The organism is Desertihabitans brevis (genome assembly GCF_003327535.1).
Taxonomy (GTDB): domain Bacteria; phylum Actinomycetota; class Actinomycetes; order Propionibacteriales; family Propionibacteriaceae; genus Desertihabitans; species Desertihabitans brevis.
On sequence record NZ_QOUI01000012.1, the window covers coordinates 39548 to 52651 of the forward strand.

The 13104-nt window shown below is 71.1% G+C and carries 25 protein-coding genes and 1 pseudogene; 1 reads left to right on the forward strand and 25 read right to left on the reverse strand.

Annotated features, from left to right (window positions below):
- From DT076_RS16655 to terL, 3 genes are read right to left on the reverse strand one after another with little or no spacing between them, the layout of a single operon-like run.
- A complete protein-coding gene (locus tag DT076_RS16655) occupies window positions 1–321 on the reverse strand; it encodes a hypothetical protein (RefSeq protein ID WP_114127836.1) in 321 nt (106 codons plus the stop codon).
- Entirely contained in the window at window positions 318–1871 is a 1554-nt protein-coding gene (locus DT076_RS16660) for a hypothetical protein (protein WP_114127837.1), read from the reverse strand. Before DT076_RS16660 ends, DT076_RS16655 begins: the two co-directional genes overlap by 4 nt.
- Before the next feature lie 12 nt (window positions 1872–1883).
- The gene (terL, locus tag DT076_RS16665; protein WP_233494025.1) at window positions 1884–3404 is read right to left on the reverse strand and encodes a phage terminase large subunit; all 1521 of its coding nucleotides are present in this window, start codon (window positions 3402–3404) and stop codon (window positions 1884–1886) included.
- Window positions 3405–3431: 27 nt separating this feature from the next.
- Here terL and DT076_RS20110 point away from each other — a divergent pair, with 27 nt between their 5' ends.
- Window positions 3432–3659 (forward strand): hypothetical protein, encoded by a 228-nt coding sequence (locus DT076_RS20110; RefSeq protein ID WP_233494026.1) that lies wholly within the window; start codon window positions 3432–3434, stop codon window positions 3657–3659.
- 254 nt (window positions 3660–3913) lie between these two features.
- On the opposite strand, the gene DT076_RS16670 is transcribed toward DT076_RS20110, so the two are convergent.
- The 22 genes and pseudogenes from DT076_RS16670 to DT076_RS16760 form a co-directional block, all read right to left on the reverse strand.
- Window positions 3914–4504 carry a hypothetical protein gene (locus DT076_RS16670; protein WP_114127839.1) on the reverse strand — a complete coding sequence of 197 codons (591 nt, stop codon included), beginning with the start codon at window positions 4502–4504 and terminating at the stop codon, window positions 3914–3916.
- Window positions 4501–4878, reverse strand: coding sequence for a type II toxin-antitoxin system HicB family antitoxin (locus tag DT076_RS20280; RefSeq protein WP_114127840.1), 378 nt, complete (start codon window positions 4876–4878; stop codon window positions 4501–4503). Before DT076_RS20280 ends, DT076_RS16670 begins: the two co-directional genes overlap by 4 nt.
- Window positions 4875–5066: a type II toxin-antitoxin system HicA family toxin gene (locus tag DT076_RS16680; protein ID WP_114127841.1), complete on the reverse strand. Its 192-nt coding sequence runs from the start codon at window positions 5064–5066 to the stop codon at window positions 4875–4877. Before DT076_RS16680 ends, DT076_RS20280 begins: the two co-directional genes overlap by 4 nt.
- A 52-nt stretch (window positions 5067–5118) precedes the next feature.
- Window positions 5119–5985, reverse strand: a complete 867-nt coding sequence (locus DT076_RS16685) for a hypothetical protein (protein ID WP_114127842.1) — start codon at window positions 5983–5985, stop codon at window positions 5119–5121.
- On the reverse strand, window positions 5982–6110 hold the full coding sequence (locus DT076_RS20285) for a hypothetical protein (RefSeq protein WP_267896840.1): 129 nt from the start codon (window positions 6108–6110) through the stop codon (window positions 5982–5984). The genes DT076_RS16685 and DT076_RS20285 overlap by 4 nt, the downstream gene beginning before the upstream one ends.
- Entirely contained in the window at window positions 6107–6445 is a 339-nt protein-coding gene (locus DT076_RS16690; protein ID WP_114127843.1) for a hypothetical protein, read from the reverse strand. The genes DT076_RS20285 and DT076_RS16690 overlap by 4 nt, the downstream gene beginning before the upstream one ends.
- Window positions 6442–6942 carry a hypothetical protein gene (locus DT076_RS16695; protein ID WP_158548180.1) on the reverse strand — a complete coding sequence of 167 codons (501 nt, stop codon included), beginning with the start codon at window positions 6940–6942 and terminating at the stop codon, window positions 6442–6444. Before DT076_RS16695 ends, DT076_RS16690 begins: the two co-directional genes overlap by 4 nt.
- Window positions 6943–6999: 57 nt before the next feature.
- Window positions 7000–7128: pseudogene (locus tag DT076_RS20465) on the reverse strand (HGGxSTG domain-containing protein); the annotation flags it as partial.
- Window positions 7125–7379 (reverse strand): hypothetical protein, encoded by a 255-nt coding sequence (locus tag DT076_RS16700; protein WP_114127845.1) that lies wholly within the window; start codon window positions 7377–7379, stop codon window positions 7125–7127. The gene DT076_RS16700 and the pseudogene DT076_RS20465, both read right to left, overlap by 4 nt.
- The gene (locus tag DT076_RS16705; protein WP_114127846.1) at window positions 7376–7729 is read right to left on the reverse strand and encodes a hypothetical protein; all 354 of its coding nucleotides are present in this window, start codon (window positions 7727–7729) and stop codon (window positions 7376–7378) included. The genes DT076_RS16700 and DT076_RS16705 overlap by 4 nt, the downstream gene beginning before the upstream one ends.
- A gap of 178 nt (window positions 7730–7907) precedes the next feature.
- Complete coding sequence (locus tag DT076_RS16710; RefSeq protein WP_114127847.1) at window positions 7908–8333, reverse strand: hypothetical protein; 426 nt, start codon at window positions 8331–8333, stop codon at window positions 7908–7910.
- Window positions 8334–8477: 144 nt separating this feature from the next.
- Window positions 8478–8741: a hypothetical protein gene (locus DT076_RS16715; RefSeq protein ID WP_114127848.1), complete on the reverse strand. Its 264-nt coding sequence runs from the start codon at window positions 8739–8741 to the stop codon at window positions 8478–8480.
- Entirely contained in the window at window positions 8734–8922 is a 189-nt protein-coding gene (locus tag DT076_RS16720; RefSeq protein ID WP_114127849.1) for a hypothetical protein, read from the reverse strand. Before DT076_RS16720 ends, DT076_RS16715 begins: the two co-directional genes overlap by 8 nt.
- Window positions 8923–8972: 50 nt before the next feature.
- Entirely contained in the window at window positions 8973–9296 is a 324-nt protein-coding gene (locus tag DT076_RS16725; RefSeq protein WP_147264181.1) for a hypothetical protein, read from the reverse strand.
- Window positions 9293–9448 carry a hypothetical protein gene (locus DT076_RS19485; protein WP_158548181.1) on the reverse strand — a complete coding sequence of 52 codons (156 nt, stop codon included), beginning with the start codon at window positions 9446–9448 and terminating at the stop codon, window positions 9293–9295. Before DT076_RS19485 ends, DT076_RS16725 begins: the two co-directional genes overlap by 4 nt.
- The gene (locus DT076_RS16730; protein ID WP_114127851.1) at window positions 9445–9732 is read right to left on the reverse strand and encodes a hypothetical protein; all 288 of its coding nucleotides are present in this window, start codon (window positions 9730–9732) and stop codon (window positions 9445–9447) included. The genes DT076_RS19485 and DT076_RS16730 overlap by 4 nt, the downstream gene beginning before the upstream one ends.
- Window positions 9729–10160: a hypothetical protein gene (locus DT076_RS16735; protein WP_114127852.1), complete on the reverse strand. Its 432-nt coding sequence runs from the start codon at window positions 10158–10160 to the stop codon at window positions 9729–9731. Before DT076_RS16735 ends, DT076_RS16730 begins: the two co-directional genes overlap by 4 nt.
- Window positions 10153–10545 (reverse strand): RusA family crossover junction endodeoxyribonuclease, encoded by a 393-nt coding sequence (locus DT076_RS16740; RefSeq protein WP_114127853.1) that lies wholly within the window; start codon window positions 10543–10545, stop codon window positions 10153–10155. Before DT076_RS16740 ends, DT076_RS16735 begins: the two co-directional genes overlap by 8 nt.
- Window positions 10542–12239 (reverse strand): DNA cytosine methyltransferase, encoded by a 1698-nt coding sequence (locus tag DT076_RS16745; protein WP_114127854.1) that lies wholly within the window; start codon window positions 12237–12239, stop codon window positions 10542–10544. The genes DT076_RS16740 and DT076_RS16745 overlap by 4 nt, the downstream gene beginning before the upstream one ends.
- On the reverse strand, window positions 12239–12559 hold the full coding sequence (locus DT076_RS16750) for a hypothetical protein (RefSeq protein WP_114127855.1): 321 nt from the start codon (window positions 12557–12559) through the stop codon (window positions 12239–12241). The genes DT076_RS16745 and DT076_RS16750 overlap by 1 nt, the downstream gene beginning before the upstream one ends.
- Complete coding sequence (locus DT076_RS16755) at window positions 12556–12738, reverse strand: hypothetical protein (RefSeq protein ID WP_114127856.1); 183 nt, start codon at window positions 12736–12738, stop codon at window positions 12556–12558. Before DT076_RS16755 ends, DT076_RS16750 begins: the two co-directional genes overlap by 4 nt.
- Window positions 12738–13004 carry a hypothetical protein gene (locus DT076_RS16760; protein ID WP_114127857.1) on the reverse strand — a complete coding sequence of 89 codons (267 nt, stop codon included), beginning with the start codon at window positions 13002–13004 and terminating at the stop codon, window positions 12738–12740. Before DT076_RS16760 ends, DT076_RS16755 begins: the two co-directional genes overlap by 1 nt.
- Between the last annotated feature and the right edge of the window lie 100 nt (window positions 13005–13104).

The window sequence follows — 13104 nt, forward strand, 5'->3', positions numbered from 1 at the left end:
TCAGCGCTCCAGCCGGCGGAACGAGGCCAGGCCCCACCGAGTGCGCACCCAGGCTTTCGGCTCCAGGCCCAACTGCTCACGCTCACGGGCGGCGCGGTGGTTGGTGCGCTCCATCTCAGCCGAGTCGCGGTTGAGCGTGCGTCGGATCTGGAACTGATCCCACAGCCACCGAGCAGCCATCACTACAGCGACGACGGGGATCATGATGGGCCAGAGCACCACGATCAGGTTGAGGGGCCTGATCGAACCTCGAGAACGCAGGGCGACGATGCCCATCAGCCACCCGATGATGGCGAGCAGCACCCAGGTCAGCGAGGTCACAGCCCCTGCCCGTCCTGGTCGGCGTCGGCGCGGGCTTGTGCGACGACGTCCGCCGGCGGCACGAACCGGCCCTGGTCGTCGGTGACGGTCTTGATGATCTCGTCGATGTCGTCGACGCCGAACGCCTGCAGGATCAGCCGGAGCAGCACCAGCGGCGGCACCGTGTCCGTCCCGTCGGCAGCCGCGATCGCCTTCATCAGCACGTCCACGCTGGTGGAGTCCCACGACGGCCACGCCACGACCAGGGTCCGTGAGGCGCCCTCGGGGAGGGTGACGAGGCGGCGGTCGCCCTGCTGGACCACGGTGCCCCGCAGCGGGCCGCGGAGCCCGATGACGGCGGCGTCGATGACGTGGTCGACGATGTCGCGCATCACCTCAGCCCACAGCCTGCGGCGGCGGCCCATCTCCAGCTCGGTCGGCTGGTCCAGGGTCTCCGCGACAGCGCGGGCGCCGGTGGCGCCCGGGTCGCCGAGGAGCATCGTCACCGGCACCCCGAGCGCGGACGCGACCATCATCTGCAGCGGCCGGCCGGAGTCGGCGTCGATCGTCGCGCCGGTCTTCGGCACCGCTTCCAGGGTCTGGCCGGGGGACATGACCGCGGTGCCGCCGACCACGTCCTGGCTGACTGCGGTCTGCATCTGGCGGGCGGTCTGCTGGGTCTTGTCGCCCTTGCTGGTGGCCCGCCACGCGATCCGGGTGAGCGCCCGCATCAGCAGCGCCCACTGCTCGAGGAACTCCTTCGACGCCTTCGCCCACGGCAGCGCCGCCTCGACGTCGCCGACACCTCGCCAGGACTCGCCGACCCGGTTGACCGACACCCACCGGATCGGCTGGTCCCAGCGGACCGGCTTGCAGCCGATCTGCGGCTGCCGCTGCCCGACGGGAGGGGTGTAGCCGAGCGCGGGATGCCACACCACCCGGGTCTGCGCGGTGCCCTTCGTGCCGTCCACGTTCAGCGGCTGCACGGTGAACTCGCGCCGGTAGAACCGGACGGTGGCGGCGTCCTCCGGGTCGGTGATGCGGTCGGTGATCTGCTCCGCCGGCACCCGCCGCACCTGCACCCGGCCGGTCACAGGGTCCGTGTCGCAGGCCAGGCCGAGCTCGCCGTCGGTGCCGAGGGTGTGCTCCAGGCGCTCACGGGCGTCCGCGCCGGTGAACGTGGCCCGGTTTGACGGGTCGTCGAGGAACGTCTGCAGGACTGCGTTGACGTCGACGGGGCTGTCCTCGTCCTGCCGGATCGACAGCTCGACACCCTGGCCCCAGATGTAGCCGATCCGCAGGCCGAGGCCGCGCTTGATCAGCGCGTTCGCGCCAGCCATCAGCCGCGCCCGGCCGACCCGCGCCTTCCGCGCCTCGGGGGTCTCCTCCGCGGTGACGTCACCGAGCCGAGCCCACCCAGCATCGTCCTTCGCGAGCAGCGCCTGCGCGTCAGCGAGAGCCTCAGACAGCTGCTCCAGCCGCCACGCGGTCTCCAGCGCCTCCACCGAGTCACGTGCCGGGACTGTGCCGGCGGGGGCGTAGCCGTTCTCGGTCAGCGTCCAGTCCGGCATCCCAGCCCCCTCTCACCACTCGCTGATGCTGTAGCCCACGGCGTCGTGGAGCTCGTACTCGTCGGGCACGTGCAGGCTGTCGTCGTCGTCCAGCAGCGGCTTCACCAGCAGCCGGTACAGCGCCTGCGACATCGCGTCGACCTGGTCGTCGTGGCGGCCGTTCGGGAACGCGGCCGCCTCCTCGATGAACTCGCCCACCCATGGCGCCAGCTCGGGGGAGGGGAGCCACACGTTCCGGGCCTCGATGACTGGCGATACCGCGGCGACCCGGGCGACCTTCCCACCCTCCGGCTCGACCGGCACGATCCCCGGCACGGTGCGGCCCAGGGCGGCGATCACCGCGGGCCCGTTCGCCTTGTCCTCGACGAGCTTCAGCAGTGCCTGCGGCCAGCGGGCCGCCGTCTCCCGCAGCGCCCGGCAGGTGGCGACGAAGTCGAGCCGGGCGTGGGTCTGGTCGAGCAGGTAGGCGTCGGCGCCGCGCCGCAGCCACACCTGGATGGCGACGTAGTCCGAGCTGGCGGTGTCCTTGAACGCGAGGTCGGCGGAGATGATGAGTTCGACCCCGGGGTCGGGGCAGATCCGTGCACCGTCCTCGCGCTCGAGCCACATCGGCGTCGAGTACTCCTGCCACCAGTGGCGCTTGAGCATGTCGCCCTCAGCGGCGGACGGGCGGCCCTGGTAGAGGCTGGCCCAGGTGCGGGCGCCGGACCGGATCCGGATCTTCTCCCACGCCTTCTCGTCGCGGGGCCGGCCCTTCTTGTCGCGGCGGGCCGAGATCATGAACTCGCCCGGCTCCCGGCCGAGCGGATCCGTCTCGCCCTTCGCGGGGTCATGGTCGGCCTGCGCGGGGATGTTCACCACCCGCCACAGGTGCCCGTCCTCAGCGGCGAGCAGCTTCCCCGCGAGGTCGTCCTCGTGCCAGCGGGTGAGGATCAGCACGACGGGCGCGCCGGGCGCGAGGCGGGTGGACGCGACGTCGGTCCACCAGTTCCAAGCGTTCTCGCGGAACGTCTCCGAGTCCGCCTCCCGGCGGTCCTTGATCGGGTCGTCGATGATCAGCAGATCCGCCGGCCGGCCAGTCAAGCCGGCGCCGACGCCCACGGACAGCACGCCGCCCTCTTGGCCGTCGACCTGCCACTCCGACACGGCGCCGTTGTCGGCGGCGATCTTCAGCCCGAGCTCGGGGTGCGCGGTCAGGTTGTTCCGGATGGTGCGCCCGTTCCGGTTCGCCAGCCCTTGCGCGTAGGAGGCGGTGACGATCCGGGTGTCGGGGTGCTGGGTGAGCACCCACGTCGGGAAGTCCTTCGCGACCCGGGTGCTCTTCCCCTCCTGCGGCGGCATGCTGATGATGAGCCGCCCGTCGGGGACGTCGAGGAGCCGGACGAGTTCGGTGTCGATGAGGTCGAGCGCCGGGGTTTGCACGGTGCGCGGGTCGAGGTGGCGGGCCAGGTCGCCAGGGGTGTCCCAGCGGCGGGCGGGCTGCTCGAACGTCCGCGCCGCGAACTCCCAGACGCTGGGTGCGGTCGCGGTCACGGGGCTGCCCTCCTCTAGGGTCCGGCCATGAGTCAGACCGCCCCGACCTTCGCCTGCCTCAGCTGCAGGTCCCTGTTCGTCGAGTTCGTCCGTCGGATCCCGCCGCGGCCGTACACGCAGACGTTCCGGACTCCGCAGGGATCGATCCATAAGCAGCGCGTCGAACCCGCTCAGGCGGTGTTTTGGTGCAACCGGTGTCGGATCGAGTCGCCGTTCACCGTGCCCGACGATTGGCGGCACGACGGCGAGAAGTGAGGTTCGCGTCCGGCCCTGTGCTCGCGCAGCGTGGGCCCCTCGGGCGGTTCTGTGTCTGCGGGTGACCAGGGCCGGACGGAGCCAGTGGGAGGTCCGGGTCAGCTGTGCGACCTGCGGTCGCGACCAGCCCGGACATGCGAAGACCGCCCGGCTCCCTGTTTCAGGGCGCGCGCAGCGGTCTTGCTGAAAACGATAGCAGACGAGTTACACCGGCGTAAGCAACCCGCGGCTCGTCGTGAAGAGTCGCCCGATCCTCAGTTGTTGCCCGCGTGGAAGGTGTAGATGGTAACGGCGACACCGGCGATCGTGGCCAGCAAGGTCAATACGGCCACCAGCAACACCAACTTGTTGAGACGCTTAGTGCTCTTTGCGGCTTCGGTTGCCTCGTCGTTCGAGTTCTTGATCTCGCCCTGCAACTCCTGCAGGGCGTCGACGGTCGCCTTCGTCTGCCGGGCCACGTCCTCGGGGCCGACTTGTGGGCGAATCTTCACCTCGGGCAGAGGGGGAACCGACCAGGAGGGCGGCTTCGGGTCCATGGAGCCGCGAGCGCGTTCGAAAGGGTTACGCGCAGCCTTGCCCGCGATCTCGGCGGCTGGTGCAGTCACCTTGCTGGCCATCTCCTCACCGATCTGCCTGAGCGCGTCTATCGCCGGGTTCTTTTCGATGGCGGCCTTTGTGCGCTCGTAACGCTCGTCCTGCAGCGCTGGGTCCTTCATCGCCTGGCGGTACTCGCCGATGCTCATCTGGTCGTCGTCCGGCCGGGTCTTGGTCTGGTCGTTGTCCGACGTGGTCCCGGTCGGCGTGAGATCGCGCGACCGCTTGGCCGGCTTGTCGCCGTCGCTCATGCCGGGCCGCCGTTGGCGAGCTGCGACACCCGCTGGGGGGAGACGCCGAGGAGAGTGCCGGCGTCGCGGACCGTGAGGCTGGCGGACAGGAGTGCGTGGACGGCCTGCCGGGTGGCGTCGGAGGCTCGGGCGTTGGCGGCGTCGGCCTGAGCCTTGGCCTCGCGTGCGGCGGCGACGATGTCGTCGGCGTCGGTGTGGGGTGCGAGGGTGACCTGGATGGTGGAGGGGTCGACCTCGAGCAGGGCGGCGACGGCGTCGGTGACCATGTGGGGGACCTGATCGAGGCGGCGGGCCTGGGTGAAGACGCCCTCGACTTCGGGGACTTCGACGGCCCACCAGCCGCCGGAGCGGCGGGCGACTGCGGTGACGTTCACTTGGTGGCTCCGATCTGCTTGAGGATGGCCTTGGCGGTCATCTCGTTGATCTCGTTGTGGCGGGGGACGGTGGTGGAGTTCTCGCCGACGGTGACGACGGTGTGGCTGCCGCCCTCGCGGGTGGTGACGTCGAGGCCGTTGGCCTTGGCGTGCTTGGCGATCTGCTTCATCAGGTCCCTGCGCTTCATGATGGTAAGTCTAGAGTCCTTGACAGATCAAGTCAAGGGCTCTAGACACATATTAGGCGGCGTCCCCACCGGCCTCCCGCTCCTCGACCAACCGCACTAGATCGGGATGCACCAACCCCACCAGATCCCACGGCAACCAGAAGTCCACCCGGCGGCCCTTCACCACATCCGTCCGCGCCGGCTTGATGTCCCCTCGCGCCTTCGCTCGACTGATCGTCGCAGGCGACAGCCGCAGATTCGGATCCTCCCGCGCCTCCTTCGCCGACATTGCCCGACCACGCCGGTACGTCGTCAGCAGCGTCCGCGGCCCGTCGTGCTGGTGCCCGGCGTCGCACCGGTAGAACGCCTCACCGGGGCCCAGGTGCATCGGGTGTCCGCACCCGGGAGTGCGGCACACGTCTGGCTTCCGCTGCGGCGTCCGGGCCAGCAGCGCCAACTGACGGTGGATGTCGGCGACCTCCGACGTGACCCACTCCCCGAGCTCACGCCCGTCCTGCCACGCTTGGGCGGCGGCGAGCAGCCAGTCCACCTCCGCCGCCCACGTCGACGCCTCGAGCGGATCCGGCACGGGACCTTCGCCTTCCTGGCAAACGGCGATCCGGACGTCGGACAGCCGGGCCAGGAGACCGGAGGTGGGGTGGAAGGCGTCTACGCAGGCGAGGTCGAGCGGTGGGCGGGAGCCAGGCTTTGAACGTCTTGTGAGGCCGCGCTCAGCACCGGGGTTCGGGGCGCCGATCAGGGCTGTCATGGCGACCTCCACGGCGAGATCGGGGAGTTTGGCGAGCAGGTCCAGGGTGGGCCGGTTCCTGCGTGGCTTCTGGCCCTCGGTTCGCCGGGCGGGCGGAGTGGGCGGGTTGCCGTCGCGGCAGGGCTGGCAGACGGACTCGGGCGGCCGGCCACAGCTGGTGCAGGTCTTCATCGGGTCTCCTTGCGGGTGGTCGGGTGGGGCTTGGGCTTGCGGGGCCGCTCGGGCGGCGCCTGGTCGTGGCAGGGGCAGTCGCAGTCGCGGCAGCCGAGCGCGCAGGTGACGTCGTGCCGGTTCACAGGAGCACCGCCGTCCGAGCGGCCTGCTCGCAGCGGGCGGGGATGTCGGGCCGCAGGAACGGCTCGGTCGCACCGCGGGGCAGCAGGGTGCAGCGGTGGGGCTGGTCGAGCGTGATACCGAAGGCGGTGAGCGCTTCGAAGGCGCCGCTCACGTCAGCGAGCCATGTGTTCTCGTCGGCTGCGCGGACGCGGTGGATGGCCTCGGCGGTCGTGTACGGGCTGGTCCGGGCGAGGTCCAGCACACGGGTGCGCTGATCCTCCGTAAGTTGCGCGAACGCCGCCTCAGTCGCGGCTGCGGCACGCAGTGCTGCCTCGAAGGCGGTGAACAGATTCATCGGCCGACCTCCGCACTCGCCAGCGCCCGGAGCTCGTCCGGCACGACGGTGCCCACCAGGGTGCGCTGCTGCTCGGTCAGCTCGAGCCGGTCCAGCACCCGCCGGATCACCTGTGCGACCAGCGACCCGGTCTCCTCAGCGATCCGGACCCGCCGCTCCTCGATGCCGGCCTTCAGGCAGGCGGCGGCGACACGGACGAGCCGGTCCCGTTCCTCATTCCACAGCTTCAGCCACACGTTCGGGGCGGCTTCCTCGGTGGTGCCCGCGTCTTCCCCGCCGGTCTTCTGCCGGGTGATGCCCCAAACGAGATCCCTGCGGGTCTCTCGCGGGTCGTCGGGGTCGAGACGATTGGGCCGGTCGCCGTCGATGGTGCCGGCCTCGACCTCCCTGGCGCGCTGCCCGTAGTAGGCGATCATCCCGGCGCACCGGTGCACCTCGTCCAGCAGCGCCTGCTCCGGGGACGTCTCCACCAGCACACCCAGCCGGGTCGCAGCCAACGCAGCCTGCTGCTCCGCCAGCGTCCGCTCTGCCCGAGAGCGGGCCCGGGGCGACGCGCCACCGTGCATCCGGCACCGGCGCTGGCCGAGCATCGGCGGGTTGCTGCAGGGGGCACCCGAGCGTGTCCGGGCACCGCAGAGTGCGTGGGCTCCCACCCCGGGCGCCTGGTGCGTGGGGTCGCTCACGAGCCGGCCACCCGCTGGGGCGCGTCGGTGTCGACGTGCGCGGTCTGGACTGTGGGTGTGGGGCGGAGGCCGATGGAGACGACGTGCGCGGGGTTGATCCAGCTCTCGCCGTCGGGGCCTTCGAGGATGCCCGGGTCACCTGCGAGGAGGTCGTCGCGGATCTCTTCGGCGATGGCTCGAGGGACGTCGGTCTCATACCGCTGGCCGGTGCTGAGGTTGATGCGGAGGCGGGTGTTGCTGGTCGGGTTCACGGTGTCTCCTCGGTGGTGGTGTGGGCGATCTGTTCGGAGCGGCACATGGGGCAGCGGCCTGCGGTGCCGCCTTCGTGGCGTGGGCATTGCTCTGTGCGGCGGACGGGCTGGGGTCGGGCGTCGGCGGTGAGGGAGCGCCAGTGGTCGCTGTCGGTGAAGGTGATGGCGCGGGGTGTGCGGGCGTCGTGGTCTTGGGCGGTGAGGATGGCGGCGCGGGCGACGTCGGCGAGTGGTCGGTCGGCGACGTCGTGGAGGGCGTTGATGGTGGCGAGGGCGTCCCAGGAGGGGCGGATAAGCCGGAGCAGTTCGGCGAGCGCGGCGGCGTGCTGGCGGCTGTAGGTGGGGCTCATCGGGGTGCTCGCGCGTTGGGTAGGTGAGTGGTTCTGTGGAGGTGACCCCAGCTCTGAACCACAGCGTGAGGTGAGTGTTCTTGTCTCCCTCTCCCTCTCCCTCTCCCTCTACCTCTGCGAGCAGGTAGCGAGGCAGGAGCGGTCGCTATAGCGAGCGGTGCAGTGATCGCTGTTCGGGTCACGATGCGACTCCGAGACGAGGGGGGCAGTGGGGGCAGCCGGGCTCGGTCTTCCCCTCGCTGTGGTAGCGGCGGTGGTTGGTGAGGATCGCGGCGTCACGCTTCTTCTGCCGCTCGATCTCCTTCTCCGCCTCGGTCATGTTCCACTTCGTCCACGACCGGATTCGCCAGCCGCCGGCGACCGCAACCCACAGCCCCTCTCGGACGAGGGCGTCGGCCAGGCTGGTCGGGTTGCGGACCTTGATCGCGACAGCGACGACGGGCAGGTCATAGTCGCCGATGAACCCGTCGGTGCCGCCGGCCTTCGCGTGGGCGAGGGCGCGGAGGTAGAGCAGCTCGGCGTCCGGTCCTGCCCGGCGGATCGCGGGGTCGCGGAGGTAGTTCTGGTCGAGCGGGACGAACTCCCGCGGGATGCGTCTGCTCACGACGAGCTCGCCTCCTGTCTCTGGTAGGGGTTGGGCTTGCTGCGGCGGCCGTTGCCGGCCATGGCGGCGGCTCCGGCGCCCCAGCCGGCTGACCAGGCTTGGCGGAGCCGCTCGCGGTCGGCTTCGTCGCGAGGCACTGGCAGGTCAGGCGTGCTCACGGCGATTGCCTCCGATGGGCCACTGCTCCCCGTTGCGACTGCGGTGCGGCTCGCGGTGGTGGTACGGGAGCCAGCAGGGGTCGGCCTCGGCGTAGTCGCCGCAGGCGACGGCGTGGCACCAGACGCACCGCCAGGACGTGTGTGGCCGGTTGAAGCGGGTGTACTCGTGCGGGCGCCAGTCGTGACCGGTGAGGCCGCACAGCTCGACGTCGAGGTTGTCGTTGGTGGTGACCTCGGGCTGATCAGGCATGGGTGGTCTCCTGGTCTTGGTCGAGGAGCTGGTCGAGGAGCCGTCCGGCTTCGGTGTGCTGGCCGTCCTGGACCAGCTGCCGGTAGTCGCGGAGTGCGTTGAGGGCGGTCTCGCGGTCGGTGCGGCGCAGCCCGAGGCGGATCAGCTGCTCGCGGTGCTCCGAGGTGGCGGTGTCGGACATGGCGGCCTCGTGAAGGCATGCTCGGCGGCCTGGACGGTTGCCGTAGGGGCTCATGCTGCGGCCGCTCCTGCCCGGTCGAAGACGCGTGCCAGGTCGCGCTGATCCATCCGGTAGAGCCGTCGGGCGAGGGTGATGCCGGAGCTGTAGCCGAGACGGCGGGCGATGCTGTCCGGGTCGTCGCTGCCGCGGAGGTGCTCGAGCTCGACGAGGAGCTCGTCATCTGTGAGCGGTGCGGTGATGCCCTGCCGAGCCTTGTTCCACTGGTTCCAGTAGTCGCGCCGCGCCTTGCGGCATGAGCGGCACACCGGCTGGTGCGCTCGTTCGTGGCGTCGAACACCGGCCAGGCTGCCGCGGCGTTCCTTGCAAGCGTTCATCTGCGTCTCCTCTCGTCGCCCAGGTAGTGGCTACGGCGGATCAGCGCCGCGGTGGCGTAGTCGGGACAGAACGGGATGCGGGGGGCGTAGTGGCCGATGGCGCAGCCGGTGGTGCCGCAGGCCGCGCACACCAGCCAGTCGACGCGGGTCACAGCGCTCGCACCTCCAGCGGGACACTGCGCACGACGTCCTCTGCCTTGCACAGCGGGCACTCGGCCAGGGCGGGGAAGCGGCTCCCGCGCCACTGGGTGTCGGCCATCGCTCCGCACGGGGTGCACACCAGCAGCCCGTCGAGACACCGGCAGGCCGTCCAGGCAGGAAGGATGAGCAGCCGGTGAGTGGCCTCCGGGTGGTCGTGCTCGCAGTCGGGCAGCTGGCAGGCGGGCGTCCAATCAAGGTGCGCGAGCAGATCGACATCGGTGACGGTGGCGGTCACTCGGTCACCTCGACCCACGGGCCGACCGTGCGGCGCACGATGGCCGTCACGCCGGGGCTGTCTCCGACCATCCCGGCTGGTGACGCCTTGCCCGGGACTCGGATGACTTGATCCCCCGTCTCCCGGTGACGGAACCCCCACTCGATGTCCTGCTCGGCGTCGGCCCACTCGACGGTGGCACTTGCCTGCTCTGAGCAGAAGTCGCAACGTCCTGGCTCGCTGCTGGGAGCGGTCAGGCAGGTCCGAGGGGCTGCGTAGTTGTCGCACGGCCACAGTGCGGCACGTAGAGCGGGCAGAGCAGCGTTCAGAGCGATCGTGGCGGCAACCTTCCATGCGCTCCCCACTGCCTCGTGCGGCTCGGCGTTGACCAGAGCCCGGGCTGCGGCGTTGACGGCGGCAGGGACGTCAGCAGCGGACAGGTCAGGCACGGGTGCCCTCCTTCTCGTCGGTGAGGTCGGTGATGGTGAGCCAGAGGGCACCGGGCTGTCCGGGCTCGGCTGGGTGCAGTCGGGGCATGACCTCGGTCAGGTACGGCTCGCAGTCGTCGGGGACCACGCCGGCGTCGACGAGGCCGTCGATCAGCGGCTTGCTGGTCGCGCACAGGTTGGAGGCGTCGCGGCGGCGGTTGTCCTTGGGCCGGTAGTGCAGCTGGACCTCGACCCGGGCGCAGGCGGGCACCTTCTGCTGTCGAGCCAGCAGCGCGCCCACGCGTCGGATCTCGGCCACGATCGGTCGCTTCTTCCGCCAGTGGAGGCGGTCGTTCATCGACAGCGGCGGCCGTGTCCACGGCAGCGGCAGGGTCCAGGTGCTCACGCTGCCTCCCCGAGGAGACTGGCGGCGACGGCGGCGATGAGGTCGCGTGCTGCGGGCGGCGTGACGGCGTTGCCGGCGAGCTTGACCCGGTCCCGCTTGGACCCCTGCCACTGGTAGTCGAGCGGGAACGACATGCCGGCGGCGATCTCGTGCGGTTCGAGCATCCGGAAGGTGCAGTCCTCGGGATCGATCGTGGTGGGCTCGAGAACGGACTGTCCGGCGCCGACGGCGGTGAGGGTTCGCATCGGCTCGGTGACCGGGGTGGTCATCTGGCCGGCGTCGCCGCGGGGCGTGTTGTTCCGCATGATCAGCGCGTACCGGTCGCGGGTGGTGAGGGTGCCGATCGGCTGGCTGGTGGGCCGGCCGGTCTCGCTGGCGGAGTAGTACGGCACGAGGAGGCCGTGGTTCTCGCTGGTGGTGACCGTGCGCATCGGGTCGCCGGTCGGGTGGGCCTCGGTGTGCCAGGTGCCGCCGGAGGGCACCAGCAGCCCGTGGTGGTTGCCGGAAGCGGCGACCGTGTCCAGGGTGTCGCGGGTGGTCTTCGGGGCGTTGGTGCCGCGGAGGGTGGTGAGGATGCCGAGCTCGTTGCGGGTGGTTTGGGTGCGGAACGGCTGCCCGGCCGACATGGCCAGCTTGCCGTCGCGGCCCTCGGTCGGGATGAGCAGCCCTTTCGAGCTGGTGGTGTGGAGGGTGCGCAGGGGCTCGGTGACGGGCCAGGCGCGGCTGTACCCGCCGGGCTCGCCGTAGCGCGGGTGCCGGGGGTCGTGGACGTCGTAGGTGTTCCCGGCGGCCTCCAGCACGAACTCGTGGGCGTAGCGGCGCAGGCCCTCCCGGATCCGGGCCATCGTCTTCGGCGAGAGGGGGCGGGCGCGGTCGCCGATCCGCTGGCCGGTCAGCGTCCAGTCGATGGCGTCGGCGGCCGGGCGCCACCCCGGCTCGACCTGCTGGCCGCAGGCGGTGCAGACGTAGACGTACTGGGCGCGGTAGCGGCCGACGGTGCGGCCGGGCTTCCACGCCTGCCTGGACTCCACGACGACGTCGCAGCGGGAGCACCAGGCCTTCGGCCGCTGGTACGCGTCGAGGTCGGGCGCCTTCTCCCGCTCGGGCCAGGCGACGACGTACAGCCGGTCCCGCGACTGGGGGGCGGGGGCGCCGACCGCCTGGGCGTGCATGCTGTTGAGGGAGACGACGCGGAAGGCGTAGCCGAGGCGGCGGAGCCCGCGGCGCCAGGCAGCCCACGCGCTGGCGTACTTCGGCTGGGTGGCGATGTCCACGACGTTCTCGACCACGACGGCGCGGTAGCGGTGGTGCTCGATGAAGCGGAGTACGTCGAACATCAGCAGCCGGGAGCGGTCGATCTCCTCCTGGTCGGACGTCTCCAGGTCGGCCGGGACGTCATCGAAGAGGGTGGGGTCACCGCCCATCGCGACCGACAGCTGCCGGGCGCGACTGTTCGCGATCGACCACTTCGTGCACTCGGGGGAGGCCCACAGCAGGTCGGTGCGCGGGAAGTTCCGGGGGTCCTCCATGTGGAGGTCGACGCAGGCGTGCACGGTGGCGGGGTGGTTGAGGTTGTGCACATCGACCGCGAGCCGCCAGTGGTTGGCGGCGATCACGACCTGCACCCCAGGTACCGCCGCGGCGCCGGAGGAGGAGCCGCCGGCGCCGGCGAAGATGTCGGTAAGGGTGAGCATCAGGCGGCCGCCTCGGCCTTCGTGCGGCGCCGCCCGGCCACGGAGACGTCCTGGCACGGGGGCAACAGGCCCGATCCGGGGCGCGGCCCGCGGGTCTTGACGTCGGTCTGCATCCAGCGGATGAGGTCGCGGATCGGCTCGGCCAGACAGGCCGGGCAGGTGGTGTCGGCGCTGCTGGTGGACAGCACCGACTCGGTGCGGCCGGCCTTGTCGGCGGCATCGCAGGTTGCGAGGAGGTCGCGGCCGCAGGCCAGGCTCATGTTCGGCAGCACCATGTGCCGGGCGAGCGGGCCGACGTCGAACAGCAGCGGCTGGCTCACGCGGTCACCTGTGCCTGGTCGAGCTGGCTGTCGATGGCGGCGAGGTCGGCGGTGTAGCGCTCGACGGCGCCCTGCAGGCCGGCTTGGCGGGCGGCGCGGAGACGCTGGGCGGTGGCGCGGCGGCGGGCTTCGAGGCGGGCGCGTCCGATACCGGCGAGCGGGTTGTCGACGTTGGGCATCAGGCGGTGGCCTCCGGGCGGAGGATGTAGCCGTACTGGCGCCGGGCCCCGGTGTGGGTGGTGTCGGACTGGTGGAACTGGCTGGCGAGGACGTTGCGCCGGTACTTGCCGTCGAGCCTCTCGACGGTGACGACGTCGACGGTGCGCCAGCGGTCGCGGTGTGGTCCTTCGACCACGCGCACGGGGTGCTTGGCGGTCGGCTCGCTGCGCCAGCTGTCGTTATCGCGCACGGCGGGGTCGTAGATCTGGCCTGGCCTGATGGTCATCGGGTTCTCCTGTCGGGGCAGTTCGGGTGGTGGCCTTGCGTGCGGTGCCAGCAGCAGCGGGTGCACCGATCGGGCAGGGCTCGACTGCTGTCGCAGAGCG

Coding starts and splice junctions, on each gene's coding strand:
- DT076_RS16660 (WP_114127837.1), bottom strand. CDS start 1,871: ATGCCGGACTGGACGCTGACCGAGAACGGCTACGCCCCCGCCGGCACA.
- DT076_RS20110 (WP_233494026.1), top strand. CDS start 3,432: ATGAGTCAGACCGCCCCGACCTTCGCCTGCCTCAGCTGCAGGTCCCTG.
- DT076_RS16670 (WP_114127839.1), bottom strand. CDS start 4,504: ATGAGCGACGGCGACAAGCCGGCCAAGCGGTCGCGCGATCTCACGCCG.
- DT076_RS16680 (WP_114127841.1), bottom strand. CDS start 5,066: ATGAAGCGCAGGGACCTGATGAAGCAGATCGCCAAGCACGCCAAGGCC.
- DT076_RS16685 (WP_114127842.1), bottom strand. CDS start 5,985: ATGAAGACCTGCACCAGCTGTGGCCGGCCGCCCGAGTCCGTCTGCCAG.
- DT076_RS16690 (WP_114127843.1), bottom strand. CDS start 6,445: ATGAATCTGTTCACCGCCTTCGAGGCAGCACTGCGTGCCGCAGCCGCG.
- DT076_RS16705 (WP_114127846.1), bottom strand. CDS start 7,729: ATGAGCCCCACCTACAGCCGCCAGCACGCCGCCGCGCTCGCCGAACTG.
- DT076_RS16715 (WP_114127848.1), bottom strand. CDS start 8,741: ATGCCTGATCAGCCCGAGGTCACCACCAACGACAACCTCGACGTCGAG.
- DT076_RS16720 (WP_114127849.1), bottom strand. CDS start 8,922: ATGTCCGACACCGCCACCTCGGAGCACCGCGAGCAGCTGATCCGCCTC.
- DT076_RS16725 (WP_147264181.1), bottom strand. CDS start 9,296: ATGAACGCTTGCAAGGAACGCCGCGGCAGCCTGGCCGGTGTTCGACGC.
- DT076_RS16745 (WP_114127854.1), bottom strand. CDS start 12,239: ATGCTCACCCTTACCGACATCTTCGCCGGCGCCGGCGGCTCCTCCTCC.
- DT076_RS16755 (WP_114127856.1), bottom strand. CDS start 12,738: ATGCCCAACGTCGACAACCCGCTCGCCGGTATCGGACGCGCCCGCCTC.
- DT076_RS16760 (WP_114127857.1), bottom strand. CDS start 13,004: ATGACCATCAGGCCAGGCCAGATCTACGACCCCGCCGTGCGCGATAAC.